Origin of the sequence: Nocardia sp. NPDC088792, assembly GCF_044750615.1 — a bacterium.
Classification (GTDB): domain Bacteria; phylum Actinomycetota; class Actinomycetes; order Mycobacteriales; family Mycobacteriaceae; genus Nocardia.
In genome coordinates, this window is sequence record NZ_JBIVKC010000001.1 from 1,607,999 (window position 1) to 1,628,385 (window position 20,387).

Annotated in this window: 11 protein-coding genes and 1 tRNA gene; 2 read left to right on the forward strand and 10 right to left on the reverse strand. The window is 68.9% G+C overall.

Annotated elements, in window-relative coordinates; all coding sequences use genetic code 11:
• Positions 1-6 precede the first annotated feature (6 nt).
• Positions 7-9,348 carry a fatty acid synthase subunit beta domain-containing protein gene (locus tag ACIP5Y_RS07840; protein ID WP_400348545.1) on the reverse strand — a complete coding sequence of 3,114 codons (9,342 nt, stop codon included), beginning with the start codon at positions 9,346-9,348 and terminating at the stop codon, positions 7-9.
• A gap of 390 nt (positions 9,349-9,738) precedes the next feature.
• Here ACIP5Y_RS07840 and ACIP5Y_RS07845 point away from each other — a divergent pair.
• Positions 9,739-9,820, forward strand: a tRNA-Leu gene (locus ACIP5Y_RS07845).
• 218 nt (positions 9,821-10,038) lie between these two features.
• Here ACIP5Y_RS07845 and ACIP5Y_RS07850 read toward each other — a convergent pair.
• The 4 genes from ACIP5Y_RS07850 to ACIP5Y_RS07865 form a co-directional block, all read right to left on the reverse strand.
• A complete protein-coding gene (locus ACIP5Y_RS07850) occupies positions 10,039-10,560 on the reverse strand; it encodes a hypothetical protein (protein ID WP_400348547.1) in 522 nt (173 codons plus the stop codon).
• A 13-nt stretch (positions 10,561-10,573) separates the two neighbouring features.
• Positions 10,574-11,311: an SEFIR domain-containing protein gene (locus tag ACIP5Y_RS07855; RefSeq protein WP_400348549.1), complete on the reverse strand. Its 738-nt coding sequence runs from the start codon at positions 11,309-11,311 to the stop codon at positions 10,574-10,576.
• Between the two features lie 47 nt (positions 11,312-11,358).
• Positions 11,359-11,568 carry a hypothetical protein gene (locus tag ACIP5Y_RS07860; RefSeq protein WP_400348551.1) on the reverse strand — a complete coding sequence of 70 codons (210 nt, stop codon included), beginning with the start codon at positions 11,566-11,568 and terminating at the stop codon, positions 11,359-11,361.
• A gap of 135 nt (positions 11,569-11,703) precedes the next feature.
• On the reverse strand, positions 11,704-12,720 hold the full coding sequence (locus tag ACIP5Y_RS07865) for a hypothetical protein (RefSeq protein WP_400348553.1): 1,017 nt from the start codon (positions 12,718-12,720) through the stop codon (positions 11,704-11,706).
• A gap of 4 nt (positions 12,721-12,724) precedes the next feature.
• Here ACIP5Y_RS07865 and ACIP5Y_RS07870 point away from each other — a divergent pair, with 4 nt between their 5' ends.
• Positions 12,725-12,895, forward strand: coding sequence for a hypothetical protein (locus tag ACIP5Y_RS07870; protein ID WP_400348555.1), 171 nt, complete (start codon positions 12,725-12,727; stop codon positions 12,893-12,895).
• 33 nt (positions 12,896-12,928) lie between these two features.
• Here the strand turns inward: ACIP5Y_RS07870 and ACIP5Y_RS07875 are convergent, their stop codons facing one another.
• From ACIP5Y_RS07875 to ACIP5Y_RS07895, 5 genes are all read right to left on the reverse strand, one after another.
• A complete protein-coding gene (locus tag ACIP5Y_RS07875) occupies positions 12,929-14,500 on the reverse strand; it encodes a hypothetical protein (protein WP_400348557.1) in 1,572 nt (523 codons plus the stop codon).
• An 8-nt stretch (positions 14,501-14,508) separates the two neighbouring features.
• A complete protein-coding gene (locus ACIP5Y_RS07880; protein WP_400348559.1) occupies positions 14,509-15,438 on the reverse strand; it encodes a protein phosphatase 2C domain-containing protein in 930 nt (309 codons plus the stop codon).
• A gap of 2 nt (positions 15,439-15,440) precedes the next feature.
• Positions 15,441-16,121, reverse strand: a complete 681-nt coding sequence (locus ACIP5Y_RS07885; RefSeq protein WP_400348561.1) for a hypothetical protein — start codon at positions 16,119-16,121, stop codon at positions 15,441-15,443.
• Positions 16,122-16,407: 286 nt separating this feature from the next.
• On the reverse strand, positions 16,408-19,248 hold the full coding sequence (locus ACIP5Y_RS07890) for a hypothetical protein (RefSeq protein ID WP_400348563.1): 2,841 nt from the start codon (positions 19,246-19,248) through the stop codon (positions 16,408-16,410).
• Positions 19,249-19,250: 2 nt separating this feature from the next.
• Positions 19,251-20,378, reverse strand: coding sequence for an AAA family ATPase (locus ACIP5Y_RS07895; RefSeq protein ID WP_400348565.1), 1,128 nt, complete (start codon positions 20,376-20,378; stop codon positions 19,251-19,253).
• Positions 20,379-20,387: the final 9 nt, after the last annotated feature.

Consider the following 20,387-nt stretch of genomic DNA (forward strand, 5'->3'; position numbering starts at 1 on the left):
GTGCCGCTAGCGGCAGGCCGGGCCTTCGGGGCGGGTGCTGTAGACCGCGTCCACGCCCAGGCGCGCTTGCTGCGACAGGAGGACGTCCGCCTCGAGTTGCCGCGCCTTCTTGGCCGGGGTGCCGTCGCCGCCGAAGCGGCGGTCGGCGGGGCGTTCGTAGAGCGGGGCGCCGCCGCACATGGCCTCGGTGAGGCGCTGGCGGCCGGCGAGCTGACGCTCTTCGGCCTGGCGCTGGTAGGTTTCGCGCTTTTCCGGGTCGGTGATCGCCTCGACGAAGGCCTGCGGGTGCACGATGGCGAGCAGCCCGGAGACGTGGCCGAAGCCGAGGGAGGTGACCAGTCCGGCCTTGAGCGGGAAGCGATCTCCCACGGCAAGGGGTTCGCGCAGCCACACCAGGTGCGGGTATTCGGCCATCTTCTCGTCCACGCAGTCGAGGCTGCGGTTGGGCGGGATGACGCCCTGTTCCAGTACCTGGCACAGGCCGATGAGCTGGAAGGCCGCCGCGCCGCCCTTCGCGTGACCGGTGAGGGTCTTCTGCGAAACCACGAACAGCGGTGCGCCTTCCGAGCGGCCGATGGCGGTGGCGAGCCGCTCGTGCAGTTCCGACTCGTTGGGATCGTTTGCGGCGGTGGAGGTGTCGTGCTTGGACACCACCGCGATCTCGTCGGGGGTCACGCCGAGCTTGCCGAGTTCCTTGGCCAGCTTGGACTCCGGCCCACCGCGGCCCGCGCCCAGGGCGCCGAGGCCCGGAGCCGGAATCGAGGTGTGCACGCCGTCGGCGTAGGACTGCGCGTAGGCCACCACGCCCAGCACCGGCAGACCCATTTCCAGTGCCACCGAGCCGCGAGCCAGCAGTACCGTTCCGCCGCCCATGGATTCGACGAAGCCGCCGCGGCGACGGTCGTTGGCCCGGGAGAAGTAGCGGTCGCTGATGCCCTTGGCGGACATGACGGCCGAGTCGGCGGTGGCGGACATGTCGCCGAAGCCCACGATGCCCTCGATACCGAGGTCGTCGTAGCCACCGGCGACCACCAGGTCGGCCTTGCCCAGCTTGATCTTGTCCACGCCTTCTTCGACGGAGACCGCCGCGGTCGCGCAGGCGGCGACCGGGTGGATCATGCCGCCGTAGGAGCCGACGTAGCTCTGCACCACGTGCGCCAGTGCGACGTTGGGCAGCGCCTCCTGCAGGATGTCGTTGGCCCGCGGCTCACCGAGCAGGTTGTCGATGTACAGCGAGCGCATGGACGACATGCCGCCCATGCCGGTGCCCTGCGTGTTGGCGACCATGGCCGGGTGCACCCAGCTCATGAGCTCGGCGGGGCTGAACCCGGAGGACAGGAACGCGTCCACGGTGCAGACGATGTTCCACAGCGCCACCCGGTCGATGGAGCCGGCCATATCGGCGGAGATGCCCCACTTGGTGGGATCCCAACCGGTGGGGATCTGGCCGCCGACCACGCGGGACAGCTTGGCCTTGCGCGGCACGCGAATCTCGGTGCCCGCCTTGCGGATCACCTGCCAGTCGCCGCTGCCGTCGACGGGGGTGACGACCGTCTGCTCCGGATTGGCGGAGTGGAAGGCCCGCGCCTCGGCTTCGCTGTTCACCACGAAGCTCAGGTCCTTGTCCAGGAACACGGAGGTGAGCAGCGGTGCGGTGTTGTCGATCATGGAGCCGTCGTCGCCGTAGCGGCGCACGCCGCAGCGTTCCACCACGGTGTCGTGGTAGCGCTCGGCCAGCTCGGATTCGTCGACGTAGTCGCCGGATTCGGTGTCGTACCAGCCGGGCTTGGGGTCGTTCTCCCAGGTGACGAGTCCGGTGCTCCAGGCCAGTTCCAGCACGCCCGCGGCGGAGAGCTGGTCGGAGACCTCCATCTCGAAGCGGGTACGCGCCGAGCCGTAGGGGCCGAGCTCGCCCGCGCCGACGATGACGACCATATCGTCGAGATCGGCTGTGACCGAACCCCATTCGGGGGTGGGCAGCTTGGAGGACAGGGTCGGCGGGGCGGGCAACGCCGCAATGGTGCGCCCGTCGATGCCTTCCTCTTCCGCCGCGGCGGCCTCGGCCTGTTCGCGGGCTTCGCGCGCCAGTTCGGGCAGATCCAGCTTGGCCCCGGCCAATCCGCCGGTGAGGTCGATCTGCTGCGGTCCGGAGGCGGTCACCACGCGGGCCCGCGAGGTGCACCACTTGAGCAGTTCGTCGGCCATCTGCAGGGTGGACCAGGTGTGCACGCCGGCCTTCTCGACGGCCTCGACCAGCGGGTCGTTACCGCCCATGAGGCCGGTGCCGCGCACCCAGCCGATCAGCGCGTGCACCAGGGTGACCCGCTGCGACCACGACTTCTCGGCCCGCCACTTGGCGACCACGGCGTCGAGGGCGGCCTTGGATTCGCCGTAGGCGCCGTCGCCGCCGAACATGCCGCGGTTGGGCGAACCCGGCAGCACCACATGCAGTTTCGCGTCCACGTCGTGGTCGGCGCCCAGGGTGGACAGGCCGCCGATGAGGCGCTCCACCGACCACAGCAGCACCCGCATCTCCATTTCGGCGCGGGCGCCGGCGTCGGAGAGGTCACCGGCCACGCGGGGCGCGGCGAACGGGAGCAGCAGGGTGGGGGTCATCGCCTCCTTGACGAGGATCTTCGCGCCACCGGCATTGTCGACCTGTTCGTTGCCGACCCATTCGATGACCGCGTCGATATCGGTATAGGAGGCCATGTTCGCGGGCACCACCCACAGCGCCGCGCCGTGGCGGGCATTGTCGCGGTAGAGCTGCTTGTAGAAGCCCAGGCGGGTGTCGTCCAGCTTGGAGGTGGTGACGACGACCGTCGCACCGCCCGCCAGCAGCCGGCCGGTGGCCGCCGCCGCGATGGAACCCTTACTGGCGCCGGTGATCACGGCGATATCGGAGGACCAGCTGCCCGGCTCGGCAACGGTGACCGCGGCCTCGGCGATGGCGCCGTACACCCCGGCGAGTACCGAGCGGGCTTCGCTCATGGCGCGGTTGCGCCACCAGTCGGCCTGCGCGGCAACGGCTTCGCCCGCGCCGACGTATCCGTCGACCACGGGTTCGACCGGCAGCGAGCCGTCGTTGCCGAACCACAGTCGGGCGAGATCCTCACGGGCGCTGGCCCATCGGTCGTCGATGAGCACGGCCTTCTTGGCGTCGAAGGCCGGCGCGACCAATCGCGGCCAGTCCGAACCCAATTCGGCCGAGACCAGATCCACCAGGGTGTCCGTGGTGACCTCCGGCGCGGACGCCTGTTCGGCGTGGCCGAGGGATTCCAGGATCACGCGAGCGGCCTGTGCGAGCACGCCGTCGCGGCCGGTGATCTGTTCGGTGAACTCGCCCAGCGCGGCCGCGTCGACGGTCGCGCCGCCGCCACCGCCGGCGGACGGCATGGAGACCGCGATGCCGCGGCGCGCGGCCACGGCCTGCACGGCGGCGTCGATCGCATTGTCCACGGCCGCACTGTCGCCGAGCCCGCCGGAGACGAGCCCGCCGAGGTCGCCGCCGCGGACACTGGCGCCCTCGCGGGTGCCGAGCGAGACCTCCGCGGTCACATGGCTGACCCAGCCGTCGCCGAGTTCCCAGACCTTCTTGACGCGGTCGCCGATGGCGGCCGGGCGCTTGCCCGAGGGGCCGAAGACCTTGCGCAGGTGGTCGCCGATGGCATCGGAGAGCACCGAACCGAACGGCTTGTAGGTACGGGCCAGGCGGTCGACCGTGCCGGCCAGCGCGCCCATATCGGCGTCGGCGGCACCGTCGATCGCGCCGAGCGAGAGCTCCGCGCCGAGGTCGACGAGCAGCTGATTACGCCGCGAGGACACGCCGTCGCACAGCCCCTCGATGGTGTCCACCGGGCCGATCTGATCCAGGCGCAGCTTGGTCCACAGCGCGATGAGCACGCGGGTGGCGTCGGCGGCCGAGAACCCGATGTCGTCGGGCCGCGGGCCACCGGACGGTGCGACCGGAGCCGCGACGGGTGCGGCGGCAGCGGCCGGAGCCGTTGCGGCAGCGGACGTTTCGGCCGGGGTCTCCTCGGCCTCCTCCACCGGCGCCGGGTCGGTATCGGTCGAGTAGACGATGCCGCGCTCGCGCTCGATGTTCAGCACCTCGACCACAGCGCTGCCGAATTGCGGCAGCTTCAGCGTATTGGCGGCCAGGTTGGCGACGGTAGGCGTTGCGGCCAAACCGATTTCGACGAACCGCTCGACCCCGAGCCCGCCGTGCTCACCGTCGGTGAACAGCAGGTCCTGGGTCTCGATCCAGCGCACCGGCGAGGCGAACTGCCAGGCGAGCAGCTCGACCAGCACCACGCGGCACAGTTCGACCGGCTTGGCGGCCCAGTCTTCCCAGTCGCCCAGCACCTCGGCCAGGGGCTCGGAGGGCACCAGATCCGCGATCTCCTCGATGAAGTCGCGCTCCAGGTTGAACAGGCGCGGCACCAGGTTCGGAATGTACCGGCCCACCAGGAATTCCGGGTGCAGGTCGGCGGGCAGCAGATCCAGCAGCTTGGACCGGAACTCCGGCACGCCGCGGCGCAGCACGGTGGAGTGAAACGGCACGTCGATGCCGGGCACCAGTACGAAGGCGCGCTTGCCGCCGGTTTCGGCGCGCAGCCGCTCGATTTCGGTTTCGAGGGCTTCGAGGCCCTTGACGGTGCCGGCGATGGCGTACTGCGAGCCGCGCAGGTTGAGGTTCACCACCTCCAGGAATTCCTGCGCCGCTTCGCCGATCCCGGCGACCCAGGAGATGACCTGGTCGTCGGCGATGGCGATCTGCGAGGGCCGGATGGCGGCCATCCGGTAGTCGCTGCGGCCCTGGGCATCCCGGGGCACCAGCTCGTGCATGGCGGAGCCGCGCTGGAACACGACCTCGAGCACGGCCTCCAGCGGCAGCACACCGGCCACGGCGGAGAGTGCGTTGTACTCGCCGACGGAGTGCCCGGCGAGCATGGCGCCGTCGATGAAGGCACCGGCCTCACGCAGTTCGGCGACCTGTGCGACACCGAGGGTGGCCATGGCGACCTGGGTGAACTGGGTCAGGTGCAGGACGCCCTGCGGGTGCCGGTATTCGACGCCGCGCGCCTTGAGGTAGGTCGGGTTGTCGCGCACCACAGCGAGAATCGAGAAGCCGAGGGCCTCGCGGGTGTGCTTGTCGGCGCGGTCCCAGACGTCCTTGGCGGCCTTGGAGCGGGTGCGGGCGTCGAGGCCCATGCCCTTGGCCTGAATGCCCTGTCCGGGGAAGGCGTACACGGTCTTCGGCGGTGCGATGCGACCCGTGGCCGTCATCACGAGATCACCGGCGATGCGGCACGAGACCTCGACGATCTCCGAACCATGATCCACCGCAACACGTTCCACGCGGACGTCGATCTGCGCGCCCGGCCGGACCATGCCCAGGAACCGGGTGGTCCACGCGGTGATGGTGCGGGCCGGCGCCTTGTCGTCCAGGTCGATGGCCGACACCGCGTGCTGCGCGGCGGCGGACAGCCACATGCCGTGCACGATCGGGCTGCCGAGCCCGGCCAGCTTGGCGGCGTTGTCGGAGGTGTGGATCGGGTTGTGGTCACCCGACACCTGTGCGAACGCGGCCATGGCGCGCGGGGCCACGATGGCAACGTCGCGCCGGCGGCGGCGCGGGGTGTCGGTGGCGTCCTCCGACAGCGAGCCGGCGGCGCGCGCCGGATCGGTGAGTTCGGCGGAGCCGTTGCGGCCGCGGATGGCGAACCGTTCGGTGAGGGTGGCGATGGTGGGCATGGACATGCCGGTCTCCGGCTTGTCGAGCATGCCCGAGATCTTCACCCGCACTTCCACGACCCGGCCCAGATCGGTGTCCAGGGACTGCCCGGCCTCGGCCCGCACCGCGAGCACGCTTGCGCCGTCCGGCAATCGGCCGACCAGGTTGATCCGGTGGTCGAGGTGGACCAGGTCCAGCATGCCCTCGATGACGCTGTGCTCGTCCGCGGTCCGGGTGGCGCCGAGCGCCGCGAACACGGCGGGCCAGCAGGCGCCCACGAGCACGTCGGGCACGGTGCGGCCGAGGGTGCTCAGCGAGTCCGGCAGGCCGGAGCCGGTGACGCCGGCGTGGTCGGCGATGAGGTCGGGGGTCCAGGCAAGGTTGACGTGGGCGACCTTGACGCCGTCCACATCCTTGACCTCGGGCAGCGACCGCCCGGCCGCGACGGCCAGCAGCGCGGACATGGCGGCCTCGGCGTCGTCCTCGGTGATGACCGGGGCGCCGCCGTTGTAGACGCTGGCGGGCACGGTGATCCGGATCTGCACCGCATCGCGTCCGAGCAGCGGGACGCTCAATTCCACATAGGCGTGGTCGGTTTCGGGGCCCTCCGTGGCGCTCAGGCGGGCGCCCGTGGGCGGGTGGATCGCGCCCTTGCCGTTCATCGTCCACTCGTCGAGGTCACCCAGGCGATGGATGGGGTTGACGGTGGTGCGGCCGGCCCACTGCACATCCGGTGCGGCGAGCACGATGTCGAGCGCGCCGTGCGCGACCTGCACGCGGCGGCGGCCGTCCACGGCGGCCGGGACGACGCCCGCCCGCACCAGCGAGTAGGCGGTGTCCTGTTCGAAACGGTCCAGCAGTTCACCGACGGGCTCGTCCACGCGGGTGATGCCGGCGACGGCGACGGTGCCGGGGATGACGCACACCTGATCGGCGCTGTAGCGCGGATCGTGGGCCTGCCACAGCGAATCCGAACGCCACCAGCGGCGCACGTCCTGATCCACCACGGGCACGAAGTTGACGGGCTTGCCCGGGGTCTTGCACAGGCTCACGAAGAACGGCACGTCGGCCGGGTGCAGCACGGTGCCGGCGGCGGCCGGGTACTGCGCCTTCAGCGTGCACAGCGCCTGCACGGGGGCCTCGAACTCGTCGTCCTCGGCGAACAGGGTGGCGATCTCGCCGCGGTCGGCCTCGTTGAGGCGGGATTCGGTGCGGCGCATCATTTCCGCGAACCGGTCGCGCCAGGTGATGTCCAGCCAGACCGAGCGGGTGGCGTCGGCGATGGCGTCGGCGAAGTCGCCGCCGCAGTCGAAGTCCTTGCGGCGGTCCAGGCCGACCGCCAGCTCGACGTAGCGCTCCAGCCATTCCACGTAGGTCATGGTGGCGACGTCGCCGAAGTACGGCTTTGCGGTGGCGTCGAGGGCGGCGATGATCTCGTCGCGGCGTTCGGCCACGGCGTCGGCGTCGCCGGCGACCTCGTCGAGCAGGCGGCCGGTGCGGGAGGCCGCATTGTCGATCTCGTGGATGTCCGCGCCCAATTGGCTACGGCCGGAGGCCATTCCGCCGGTGGCGGTGCCCGCACCGACCCAGTCGGGGGTGCCGGGCGTATCGACCAGCAGCTGCTTCACCTCGGGCGCCGTAGTGGCCTCGAGGGTGGCCATGGCGGCGGTGCCGACCAGCACGCCGTCCAGAGGCATGGCCGGGTGGCCGTGGGTCTGCGACCAAGCGCCGGTGAGGTATTCGGTGGCGCGCTCGGGGGTGCCGATGCCGCCGCCGACGCAGACGATCACATTGTCGCGACCGCGGAGTTCCCCGTAGGTCTCCAGCAGCAGGTCGTCGAGGTCCTCCCAGGAGTGGTGGCCACCGGCGCGGCCGCCCTCGATGTGCATGATGACCGGGTAGCCGGGCACGGCGTCGGCGATGCGCAGCACGGCGCGGATCTGCGCCACGGTGCCGGGCTTGAACGCCACATGGGTGATGCCGACCTCGGTCAGCTCCTCGATGAGGGCAACGGCCTCTTCGAGTTCCGGGATGCCGGCGGTGACGATGACGCCGTCGAACGGCGCGCCCGCGGTGCGGGCCTTCTGCACCAGGCGCTTACCGCCGAGCTGCAGTTTCCACAGGTACGGGTCCAGGAACAGCGAGTTGAACTGCACGGCGCGGCCCGGCTGCAGCAGGGTCTGCAGTTCGGCGACGCGGTCGGCGAAGATCTGCTCGGTGACCTGACCGCCACCGGCGAGTTCGGCCCAGTGACCCGCATTGGCCGCGGCCGCAACGATTTTCGCGTCCACGGTGGTGGGGGTCATGCCCGCGAGCAGGATCGGCGAGCGGCCGGTGATGCGGGTGAAGGCGGTCTCGACCACGATGCGGCCGTTGGGCAGGCGTACCGGCTTGGGCGCGAATTCGGTCCAGGCGGGGGCGACTTCGGGCGCGGCGCCGGGGGTGAAGAGGCTGCGCTGGCCGGGGCGGGTGGACGCGGCGAGTACGCCGACGCCGGTGCCCTTGAGCGAGCCGGCGGTGAGGCGGGTGAGCAGGTCACCGGGGCCGAGGTCCAGAATCCACTGCGCGCCTTCGGCGACGGTCTCGTCGACGGTGCCGACCCAGTCGATCGGGTCGACGAGCACCTCGCGGGCGAGGGTGGCGGCGAGTTCGGTGTCCAGGTCGCACTGCTGGGCCCAGCCGGTGACCAGGTCCACGGTCTCGGCGAGGGCCGGGTGGTGGAAGGCGACCTCGACCGGGATGTCCTCGAACACCGGCGCGAAGACCGAGCCGCCGCGCTTCTTGGCGTCGCGTTCGCGAGCCTGTGCTTCATTGATCTCGGCGCAGCGGCGGCGGACGCGGTCCAGCTGGGCGACCGAGCCGGAGAGCACCGCGCGGCGGCGGCCGTTGCGGATGGAGACGACGGCGGCCTTGTCGGGGTCGACGCCCTGGGAGACCTCGGTGACGACGGCCTGCAGCTGCTCGGGATCGACATTGGAGACGGCGACCATGGGCGACTTCTCGCCGACCGGCATGAGGCCGCGGCGGCGGGCCACCAGACCGGCTGCGGCGCCGATCAACTGGGCCACGGCGAGCAGTTCGGCATCGCGCCGGCCGTGCGCCTCGGCGGCGACGGCGGCGATGCGGCCCTGCGAGTGGCCGATGACGGCGGCGGGCGGCTGGGCCACGATGTCCAGGCCCTGCAGGCGCAGCGCGCGCAGCGCGGCGGCCTGGGTCAGGAAAACGCCCGGCATGGAGACGGCGGCGGAGCGCAACACCTGCGCTGACGGCGCTCCGGACACCTCCCCCTGATCCGGATCGGCGATCTCTTCCTCCAGCATCCAGGCGATCGGATCGAATCCGACGGGCCGGACTACGAGCAGTTGTGCCGCAACGGGTTCCAGCTTTTCAGCGGCCTCGTTGACGAGCGCGGTGAGCTCGGGTTCGAGCGCGGAATCCCGCCCGATCTCCTCGAGTTCGTTCAGCCACTGTGCGCCTTGCCCACCGAATGCGAGGGCGTACGGAGTACCCCCCAGCAATCGGTCCAGCAGTGACGACCTGACCCCATTTTCCCGGTTCTTCCGAGCCTGTCCGGCCTTGGATCCGATCCCGGTGCTCTCGTTGATCGTCAAGACGTTCGACTTCCTTCTCCGAGCGACCCAACCCCCGCAGGACTGGGCCGCGCTCACGGTGCGCAGGTGTTCCCCCGGCCGACAGGCCCTGGTAGACGCCGAGGATTCCACAAAATCATGAGGCTTTCCTCATGTTCGTGTTGCGTCCGTGTGCCTACTCTCCAGTTTTCTTGCACTCTCGTACCAGAATCTTCAGAAACATGACTCTCCCTCATGTTCGATCCCGCTGGTGAGCCCGGTTACACCGGCGTAGGAAATATGAGCCCCCCTCACATTCACCTTTATGAAATCGTTATAATCCCTGGTAGGGTTACCGACCAGTACGCCACACCCTCCCGGTGCTTCGCGAACCCCGTTCGACCCGGTAAAGTTTGGACGGTCGTACCATCAGCGCGAGTGGCGAAATTGGCATACGCGCCAGATTTAGGTTCTGGTGTCCTCGGACGTGCGGGTTCAAGTCCCGCCTCGCGCACAACGAGCGGACAAGTCTCCGCGAACCCCTCCGGGGCAACTATCCCCACGCTCCGACCCGGTTCCCCCGAACCGCCCATACCCACCCGCTATCGGTGGGCAACCGCCAATCGGCCACCCGCCCAGCCACTTTCACGAGGGCCGCTTTCCGGCACCGGCGCGCTCCCCCCGAAACCCCCTCCCCTACCCCACAAGCCCCTCCCCTACCTCCTTGCCGGGTCAGCCGGCCTCGAGCAATCGGCACTGTTCGGTTTTGAGGGCGGCGAACGAATCGCGCACGTACGACACATAGGCATTGCCCGGATGCCCGATCAGCGCGTGGTCATGGGGTGACGCCGTTTCGATGGCGACCTCGAGCGCGCTCACATGGGCGCAGAAGGTCAGCAAGGGTGCGGGGGTTGCGCTTTCGAGGATCAGATCCGCGTGCTGGACGATGAGATCCCGCATCCGCCGGTTCGCCGGCATGAGGGCGTGGTCGCGCCAGCCACGCCAGCTCGCCGAGTCGGCATCGGGCCGCCGTTCCTCCTTGGGTGGCAGGTGGGATGCGCGCAGGGCCTCCCAGATCTGCTCGTTCACGTCGAGCCAGGCGTGCAACGGGCCGTACAGTTCACGAAGCTGAGCATTGATCCGGTCGAGCCGGGCGCGGCGGTGTTCCTGCCGCACCTGGCCGCGCTGGTTGAGCAGATAGGCGAGCACCGCGACCAGAATGCTGGCGCTGGCCGTGATCACGGCGGCGGACACGTCCGGCTCCCGTTCACTGCCCGGGATGCCAGGTCGGCAGTCGCACGACCGCCGGATTGGGTTGTGGCCGTTCATAATACGGTTGCGCGGTGAGCACCCGCAGGAGATCCTCGGCGCCCGCGACGGTGAAGTCGGAGACGAGGTAGTAGTCCGCGATACCGGGCTGCAGGAACAGGGGGATCTCCTCGATCGAGCGCCCGGGCAGCACCACCGGGAGCAGCTTGCGCAGCCAGGCTCCCCGGTCGTTGTGCAGCCGGTCCATCATCACCGACATCTCGGACTGCAGGCCGCGATTCGTGTAGCTGTCGGCCTTGCCGTCCGCCGCCCGCCGGCAGTCCGGTGAGGCGATGACGAGCACGAAATCGGCCGCGGTGATCTGGTCTATGGCCCACTGGAACCAGTTCCGCCGCAGCTCCAGATCCCAGCGATCCAGATGGACATCGAGTCCGCAGTCGGAGGCGAGAAAGTCGCTGAAACGCAGGACCGCTTCGATATGCGCGGGGTCGTCGTGCGCATACGAGACGAAAACCCTTGAACCACCCGATGTCCGGCCCCGGACCGCGGCGGAGCCCGGAACGGCCGCCGGTCGCGCGGCCTCGATCGATGCGCCGCGATCGGTTCGCGCGGCCGGGCCCGCGGCTTCCCGGCCGCTCTCGCCGGTGTGGACGACCTGCGCATCCCGCCCCGACAGCGCCGAACCGGTCATATTGACAGTGCCGCCGATGTTCACGGAGTTCTCATCCCGCTGCATGATGCCGCCTTTCGAGGAATCAACTGGTGTCGCAGGGCTTCCGGAGGCTAGGTGCTGCCGGAGAACGTCGAGGATGCCGAGCTCACCGAGGCCGACCCGCCGCCCAGTGCCGAATGGGCCATGTGCACGTCGCCACCGATCGAGACGCTGTTGTTGATGATGTGCTCGCTGCGTCGTTTCAGCTCGTCGGGATCGATGTTCTTCTCGGAGAGGAAGGTGACCAGCGTGTTGAAGACGCGCTTGTCGACGATCTTCATGACCATCTGCTCGTCCAGACTCTGGAAGTACCGGTGATAGGCGATCCGGCCCTGCGCATCGTGGTAAGCGGCGCTCTCCCGCGGACTGGCCAGCGCACCATGGTGGAAGCGGGACAGTTCGCGGATCTGACGCCGCTACCGGCGGTCCTTGCGCCAGCAGCGCAGCCCGGTGAACAGGTAGTGGGAAACGCCGGGGATGCAGGCGAGCAGTGCCGCCGGCAGCCGTGCCCCGCAGCGCAGCGCCAATCGGATTATCTCGCCCACCGTCGGCCGGGCCAGCAGGTCGTCGATCGCGTAGTAGCCGTGACTGAACGGCGGCAGCACCGTGTAGTTCGTCTCGACGAAGAGCGAATCCTCGTTCCGCACCACCCGGATGAAGGCCGACCACACCATTTCGCCTTCCCAGCAGGTGATCTCGACGGTCAGATACGGACGCGCCATATCCTCGGGATGGGTCATCAACCGGGCGAGGGTCGCCGCGTCCGTCCAGGGTGCCGGGGCGCCGTTCGGATCGGGCAGGAAACGGCGATCGTTGTGTACGTCGGCGCCGTTGACCAGCAACCGATTACCGACGCTCAGGTCCGGGATATCCAGCCGGGCAAGGTCAGCGGCCAGCCGGGTGTTCAATTCCACGGCGGTGAAGGGCACGATCGGTGCGGCCGGATCCTGCGGTTTGGTGGTATCGAGTGCCAGCGACCAGCCGGCCCGCAGCCAGCCGTGCCCGGCGAACGGGTTGTACCCGCGATAGATCGTCACATTGCCCGTGGCATAGCCCGATACATGGGCGATCTGCTGCCGCACCCGATCGGTCGAGGCCGGGGGCGGCGTGGCCGAGGCGAAGTTGTCCTTGCGCAGACTCTGCGCGATGGTGCCCCAGAATGCGATATAGGCCTCGGTGAATACGGCCGCCCAGGCGATAACCACCGCGAGACCGATCAGCGGTAGCTGACTCGGAAACCCGGCCACTCCGATCAACGCCAGCACCAGCGTGCAGACCAGTACGCCATCGCGTGTGGCCTGCCTGCGGTTGGCCGCCACGGCATGCAGGCAGACCGTCACCACGTCGACCGCGGGCGACAGGGTGACGGCCAGCCGGGGTTCTTCGAGCACGTTCTCGATCACGGCCCGCGCCATCCGGGTATCGAGATGCATTGCGATGCAGAGATATCGGGTCGCGGCGGAGGTGCGCGGCGAGGAGTGCGGTTTGATCGGCGCGGGCGGTGCGCTGGGCACGGATGTGCGCGCGGCGGTCGTGGTGCCGCTCGCAGGTTTTGCCGGGGAACCGTTGGGATTGGCGCTCCAGGTCGGCATCTCCCCTCCAATGTGACGAATTACTTTGTGGTTCTGTCTTTTTCCGGCTTCAGCACGCGCTCGGTGGAGTGATCGAGTCGGAGTGGTAGATCAAATAGGCGTCACTGAACCCGCCGAGGGTGTACAGCAGGTCCCAATTCGTGCAGGTCTCCCATTCCTGCCCGCTCGGTCCCATTCCGGCCGCCTGCGTGCTCTGGAAGGTGACCCGGACGGTAGTGGCGGTCAGCGATGCGTCGCCCGGATTGATGCCGATCACCTCGATATTGCGGTCGAAGGTGGTGGAATCCTCGCTGGCGAACTTGGCCCGATTCTGCGGATTGGTGGGATCGAAGGCCCCCGACGGGTCCAATGCCCCCAGGGCTCTGGCGTAGTCACGGTCGTCGATGCCGCCGAAGTACGTATTCAGCATGGTGGCCACGAGGGCAGCCCGCGGATCGCCGACGAGCGACGGCGCGATGCCGACGATGCCGACCTGGTTCGCCGGCGTCGCGGCCGTCGGCGTGGCGCCGGGGGTCTCGGTGACCGGCACCACCGATGTCGTAGCGGGAGACGACGCGCTGGAATGGTGGGCGGAATGTGAACCGACCATTGCCAGCACCACGATCAGCGCGATGATCACGACGACGGCGAGGCCGAGCATGATGCTCTTCGCGGCCTCGGAGGGCTGCCCGCTGCCCACGGTGGCCGGCTGCGGTCCGGCCGCCCGAGGCGCAGGCCCCGGCCCGGCCGACGAGACCGGCAAGGCGACCACGACGGTAGGTCTTGCCGCACTGAGCATCTCGGTCCACCACCCCGGACTCGGCCGCCGCGCCGACTCGGGCGAGAGGCTGGCCCGGGCGAGATCCCCCAGGGCAGTGGAGGTCGCGGCGAGCGCCGTCGGATCGGTCGTGGTCTGACTGCGGTCGAACAGCCGGACTGCCAGTAATCCGAACTTGTAGACGTCCCCGAATGCGGTCGCCTTCTCTTCACCGGAAGGCAGTTGCCAGTCGGGCGTTTCGGCCTGCGGCAGCACACTGTTGCCGTGCAGTCGCATGGCATCGCAGTCGAGCAGGAAGCATGCGGCGTCCGGTGTGGTGCTGAACAGCAGGTTCTTCGGCGACAGGTCACCGACGACGATGCCGAGGCGGTGCAACCGGGTCAGGATGCCGGCCAGTTCGGTCAGCAGTGCCAGCCGGTCCGCATCGGTGATGGCCAAACCGATTCCGGCACTGTAGGTGTCGTCGTTCAGCAGGTATTCGACGTTCGCCAGCCGCCGGGTTGCCGTGGCCGTACCGGACAGGCTCTGTAAGTCGAAGCGAAATCGATCGGGCACCGCCCGCATCAGGAATCCGCACACCCGGCCCTCGCGTTCGACGATCGCGGCGGGCCACGCCGCGCGCTCGCACAGCCATTCGCCCTCGGTCGCGGTCAGCTCGAACAGCATGGTGACCATGGCGGCCAGTGCGGCGGTATCCAGTTGTGGCCGTAGCGCCGCATCGTATTCCTTGAAGACCACCGGCCAGCCGGGCCCGTTGCCGACGGTGATCTTCCGGTTGGTCACTTCGTGGACGATTCCCTGGCCGCCCTGTCCCAACCGCCGGCCCAGCACCAGAGCGGCGTGGTCGACGGTGTACGGCGTCACCGCGGTCATCATCGCCTCGCGGAGGTGCGGGGCCAGACGGCCAGGAGCGTGCGGTCGTCGTCGAAGGTCGCCCGGGAGAAGTCCAGGACGTGCGCGAGCCAGGCCGGCGACGGCGGTGATCCGAGCTGGCGGGCGAACAGCTCGCCTATCCGGCCGTCGCCGTCGCCCAGTGGGAGACCGAACCCGTCGGTGCCCACCAGCAGCACCTGCGAAGGCCGCAACTGCAGGCCGACCCGATCCGGCCGATCCGGCTGGTACGGGAGCGGCGTGACGCTGGTGGACACCACGTCCGCGTGCTCACCGGCCGCGGCGCCGAACAGGTCGTAATAGCGGCCGTTCGCGCGGTCCAGCACCCAGGCGCCGGAATCGCCGATCCGGCACAGGTCGGCGACGGGACCGCCCGGCGACGGCCGGATCATGCCCGCTACCAGAGTGGTTGCGTAGAGTTCGGCGATCTCGCCGAGGGATGGCCGCGGACGGCGCAGCCACCAGCGCGTCAGTTTTCCCAGCCGCGCGGTGCATTGCGACGCCAGACCTCCGATGTCGGTCCAGGCGGGGTCCTGCCACAGCCCGTCCAGCATGCGATTGACGGCGACCTCGCAGGCCACCAGCGCACCGCGGTGGGCGAGCGTGGCGCCGGATACGCCGTCCGCCACCGCGAAAACGACGGTGCCGCTGGCTTCGTCGACCGCGGCACGCGCCGAATCCTGGCGTGGCTGCCGGTGGTAGCGATGCCGCGCGCCACGGACGGAGGCGTAGCGCATGGTCAGTTCCGGAGTGGACCAGCCGTCGCATTCGGTGTCCGGGAAGTCGAAGAAATCGGGACCGGCCGGTGGCCGGGCTTCGAATACGGGGCCGGCCTCGTCCACCGCGATCGGCCGCCACGGCCGTGGCGCGGGTCCGGTTGCGGCGGGCGGGGTTCCGGGCCGCGGCACCATCGCTACCCGACCTCGTCGATCGCCATGGTGAACTGGTCCGGTCGATTGACCACCAGGGTTGGCGTATCGGAATTCAAGGCGACGCTGGAGGCGACCAGGCTGGCGGTCAGTGCGTGGAAGAATTCCGAGATCGCTTGGCCGATATCGACTCCCGGCTTGGCGATGAACGCGAATTCGGAGCGCGTGGCCACCTCGATCATGGTCATGGGCTCGGCATCGCCGATACCGCAGGCAATGATGTTGGGTGCGACGGGCGTCCGGGACCGGTCCGTCAGCAGGCTGTGCGGTCCGCGCCAGGCTCCACCGTCCGTCGGCTGTCCGTCGCTGAGCATGAACACCACCGGGCGATGCACCCGGTAACCCTCACCCCGCAGCCATTGCACATCCTCCGGAATCCGCTGTAACAAGTCGTCGAATACCGCTCGATAGTTGGTCAATCCGCGAATGATCACCTGTGGCAGCGTGAACTGGGCACGCATATCGGCGATGGCGAGGCGAACCTGAACGTCATCGGAGAATCCGAGAATTGCAAGCCTCAGCTTGGCGGCGATCATCGGTTCCGCCCGCAGCCCCTCACACAGTGAGACCAGCCCGTTATGTAATTCATTGCGATACGGACTCATCGAGCCCGACTCGTCGGCCAGCACATAGGCAGGCAGCAGCACTCCCCTGATTTCCGGCACGATATCCCCCTTCGCCCAATTCCCTGCCGGGGCCGCTTCCTGCCCGGAGGCCCTCTGGGACCGGTACCTATACGGTAAGCCCGCTATCCGAGCTTGCACCCGTAAATTCAGTATCGGAATGATCGCGAATGTCGGTGGTTTGCAAAGTTATTCAAACGTTCGAATGCCGGACAATTGATCATCGAATTCGACGGATTTCCCGAATCGCGATGAACATGGAGCCGGACGCCGCCACCCTCGAGTGGGTGGCGGCGTCCGGCCTCGTTCTCGCCCTGCGTGTTCGGTCTCAGCCGGGGGTGGCCGCGGGCCGGAGTTGTGCGGCCCAGGCGTCGGCGGTGGCCGGGAATCGGCCGAGCAGCACGGTCACCGCACGATCACCGGGTGTGCCTGTTTCCTGCCAGGTGCCCTCGATGCCGAGCAGGGCGGCGAGGGCCTCGCAAGCGGCCGGGTGGGCCGCCAGGAGGTCGGTGGCCGGGCCGCGGGGTGTTGCGGCCACCGGGGTTGCGGGCGTGGTGGATTCGACGGACCAGGGCGGGATGAAGGCATCCACGGCCGGGAGCGCGCCGGGGAAGGTGCGGCCCGCCTCACGGACCAGGCCCGGAATCAGATCGCCTGCCTGTTCGCGCAGGGTGGTGATGAGTTTCGGCAGCCACGGCAGCAGGACGACGTCCGGCAGCGTGCCGAAGGCCTTCGACAGGAGTTCCACCACAAACGGTTTCAAGGCCGGCGCCGGGTCGATGGCCTGGACGAAACCGCTGACATAGTGCGGCACGGTCGGCAGGACCAAGGGATTCGCCAGCATGGCATCGCAGCGGTCACGCAGGTCGGCCATGGTCAGCAGGCCCAACTGGAAACGCGCCGCCCAGAGGAGCGCCACCTTGGCCGGGGTTTCCGGATGGGATTGCAGGACCGCGAGTTCGAGTTGGGTGTGGTCGCAGCCGAGGGAGAGGGCCAGGTTCTCCATGCCGAAGAGGAAGCCGAGCATGGCGGCCACTTGGGCGGGGGCGGTTTCGTCCGCGGTGAACGCGGTGGGGAGGAGGGTGCAGTAGTGGGCGTAGCCGGCTGTCACGAAGCGGGCGCACCATGCCGGGAGCCCGTCCTGGGTGGAGCGGAAGTAGTTGAGTAGCAATCTGATCCGGCGGAGGACCGCCGGGGCGCCGTCGACCGTGCGTTCGGCGGCCAGCAATTCGACTGCGCGATTGCCGAGTTCGTCGGCCAGCCGAGAGGAGCCCAGGTAGATCAGGGCGTCCTCCACCGCGGCCAGGGCGACGGCGGCGGTCGCGTCGGGTGCGTTGACCGCTCGGCGGAGGCGTTGTTCGAGGACCTGTTCCACCGAGACGCCCTCGTAGCCCAGCTCCACCAGCGAGCGCTGGTATTTGCCGAGTCTGAGGTCCCAGCTCTCCTGGATGGAGGATTCGCCGAGTCCGCGGGAGCCCATGATCGGGCGCAGGGCCTCCTGCGGCAGCAACTTCCGGAGCAGCCAGAGCAGTTCCGAGCAGGGACGCAGCTCCGGGTTCGACTTCAGGTCCAGGAGGGCGCGCTGCTGTGCCGTTCTGGACAGGTCCAGTCCGAGCGGTTGCAGGCGATCGAGGACGTCGCGGGCCAGCGGCGGCAGGGCCTCGTAGCCGACCTGGCCGATGCGGTCGCCGCCGAGCAGGATTTCGCAGAGGCGGCGGACATCGCGGCGGCCGGGAACCTTGTCCTTCTCGATGCAGGTGACCGCGGCGTCCTGGAAGTCGTACGGGGTCGGGCGGGCGCGATTGCGCATGCCCGCCAGCAGGATCGAGGTTTCGAAGACCGCGATGGCGTCGGCGGTGCTGGCCAGGTAGCCGTTGCGCCGGGCCAGGCGGACGATATCGACCGACCAGTCCAGGAGTTCGGCCTCGTCCAGCTGATCGAGCGCCGGTGGGCGGGAAAGGAATCCCGACAGCTGGTCGGTGACCGCCGACTCCGACCCGGTGCTGACCGATTTCGACCGAGCCGCAGTCGATTTCGATCTCACCGCGCCGGCCGCCTGCTTGGCGCGGGTCTTCGCGCCCTGCTGGCCCGTCAGCTGGAACGGCTGCAACTTGCCGCGCCGCAGGCCTTTCGACCAGGTAGCGGCGGCAATGGACACCGCACCGCCGGCCAGGCCGAACTGCGCTTCGATGGCCGAATGGCTGGACGGGATCAACCCGTACTGCCATTTGGTCGCGGAGCGGGGCGTGATCTCGAACTCCGCGTCGCCGTCGAGGCCGAACTGCTCGACCCGGCTGGCGGCGTGCGCCGCGCCGCACACGTACAGCGCGCCGGCCGGATCGGCGCCGGTGGCGGCGAGGTGCTCGCGCATGCGCGTCCACATGTACCGCTCGCGGTCCTCGTCCTCGGTGAGGCTGCCGCGGCGCAGCCGCCGGAACAGGCTGCCGATCATCACCATGACCTGCCGATAGGTGTCGTAATCGGCCTCGGCCAGCGGCTGTTCGACGTACTGGTCCCACCATTCCGACCAGTGCCGGACCTTGCCGTGGTGCAGCAGGTACTCCTCCAGCTCGGCGAAACGCGGACGGAGGTCACCGATTTCGATGCCGACCGCATCACCGTGCAGGCCGTCACCGGCCGGCGCCGAGCCCTCGGACTCGGCTTCCGGCGTCGCTTCTTCCCTTGGCGCCCACTGGAATACGTGATCCGTGGACCGATCCACCAGGACCAGTTCCACCCCGGGCGTTTCCAGCGCGTAGGCGATGGCCTGGTATTCCGCCGAGGATTCGGTGATCGGTGCGACGATGGACAGCGGCGCCCAGTCGGCCGGGAAATCGCTGATCTCGGTGGCGAAGGCCTGCAAGGCCACCGGCAGTTTGCAGTTGCGCAGCTCGTCCAGCAGTGGGCACAGGTCCTCGCACAGCTCCAGATAGATGACGGCAGGCTGCTTTTCGCGCAACCGCCGCACCATGGCCAGCCCGGAGGCGGGCGAATGGTGGCACACCGGGAAGATTTCCAGCTGCGCCGAGAGCGCCCGGTCCACATCGTCGACCATGCCCGCCAGGATGTCGCCCGTCGCGCCGGCCGCGCCCGCGAAGGTCGCGGCCGCGTCCACCAGCTGATCCCGCAGGGCGGTAAAGGTATTCGGCGTGCGCCGAGTAACAGGCACGGTCACGACAGTCTCGCGATCGCCGCCCGGCCACCCTCCAGGAATTCACCCCAGGCGCCGCCCTTGTCGCCGGCAGCCTCGGCTTTGCTGCGCGGCTCGATCACCCCGTGCAGGTACTTGTTCAGGATGGCGAGATCCTCGGGCGTGCGCCGGGCCAGCGACCCGACCAGCGAACCGGCCAGGGTCTCCGCCTTGAGTTCCCGCTCACCGAAGAACTGGCTGTGCAGGATCGCGTCCTCCAGCACGCCGATCTGCTCGGCCGTGGACAGCGCCGATTCGAGCTTGTCGTCATCATTGGTGGCGGCCGCCGCGGCGGCGCGCAGATCCGCGAAGCTGTCCAGCAGGATATCCAGCAACGTGGGCGGCAGTTCCAACTCGATCGAATGCCGGCGCAGCAGTTCCGTGGTCCGGAATCGCACGATCTCGGCCTCGCTGCGCTTGTTCGCCACGATCGGGATGCGCACGAAGTTGAACCGCCGCTTGAGCGCCGAGGACAGATCGTTCACGCCGCGATCGCGGCTGTTGGCGGTGGCAATGATGGAGAAGCCCGGCTGCGCGAACACCACATTGTCGTCGTCGAGTTCCGGGATGGACACGTACTTCTCGGAGAGGATCGAGATGAGCGCGTCCTGCACATCGCTGGTGGAGCGGGTGAGCTCCTCGAAGCGCCCGATCACGCCCTGCTCCATGGCGGTCATGATGGGCGAGGGGATCATCGATTCCCGCGACTGCCCCTTGGCGATGACCATGGAGATATTCCACGAGTACTTGATGTGGTCCTCGGTGGTGCCCGCGGTGCCCTGGACGACCAGCGTGGAGTTACGGCTGATGGCCGCCGACAGCAGTTCGGCCAGCCAGCTCTTCCCGGTGCCCGGATCCCCGATGAGCAGCAACCCGCGGTCCGAGGCCAGCGTGACAATGCTGCGTTCCACGAAACTGCGGTCGCCGAACCACTTCTGCTCGACCTCACGATCCAGCCCGTCGGCGCGTTCGGAGCCGAGAATGAACAGCCGCACCATCTTCGGGCTCAGCCGCCAGGCGAACGGCTTGGGACCGTCGTCGACGGACTCCAGCCAATCCAGTTCCGCCGCGTATTTGACCTCGGCGGGGGCGCGCAAAACGTCGTTCATGGGATTCTC

Bases quoted from the DNA above. Each gene is read 5' to 3' on its own strand.
- ACIP5Y_RS07855 (WP_400348549.1), bottom strand. From the start codon at position 11,311: ATGCAGCGGGATGAGAACTCCGTGAACATCGGCGGCACTGTCAATATG.
- ACIP5Y_RS07860 (WP_400348551.1), bottom strand. From the start codon at position 11,568: ATGAAGATCGTCGACAAGCGCGTCTTCAACACGCTGGTCACCTTCCTC.
- ACIP5Y_RS07865 (WP_400348553.1), bottom strand. From the start codon at position 12,720: ATGCATCTCGATACCCGGATGGCGCGGGCCGTGATCGAGAACGTGCTC.
- ACIP5Y_RS07870 (WP_400348555.1), top strand. From the start codon at position 12,725: ATGCAGAGATATCGGGTCGCGGCGGAGGTGCGCGGCGAGGAGTGCGGT.
- ACIP5Y_RS07880 (WP_400348559.1), bottom strand. From the start codon at position 15,438: ATGGTGCCGCGGCCCGGAACCCCGCCCGCCGCAACCGGACCCGCGCCA.
- ACIP5Y_RS07895 (WP_400348565.1), bottom strand. From the start codon at position 20,378: ATGAACGACGTTTTGCGCGCCCCCGCCGAGGTCAAATACGCGGCGGAA.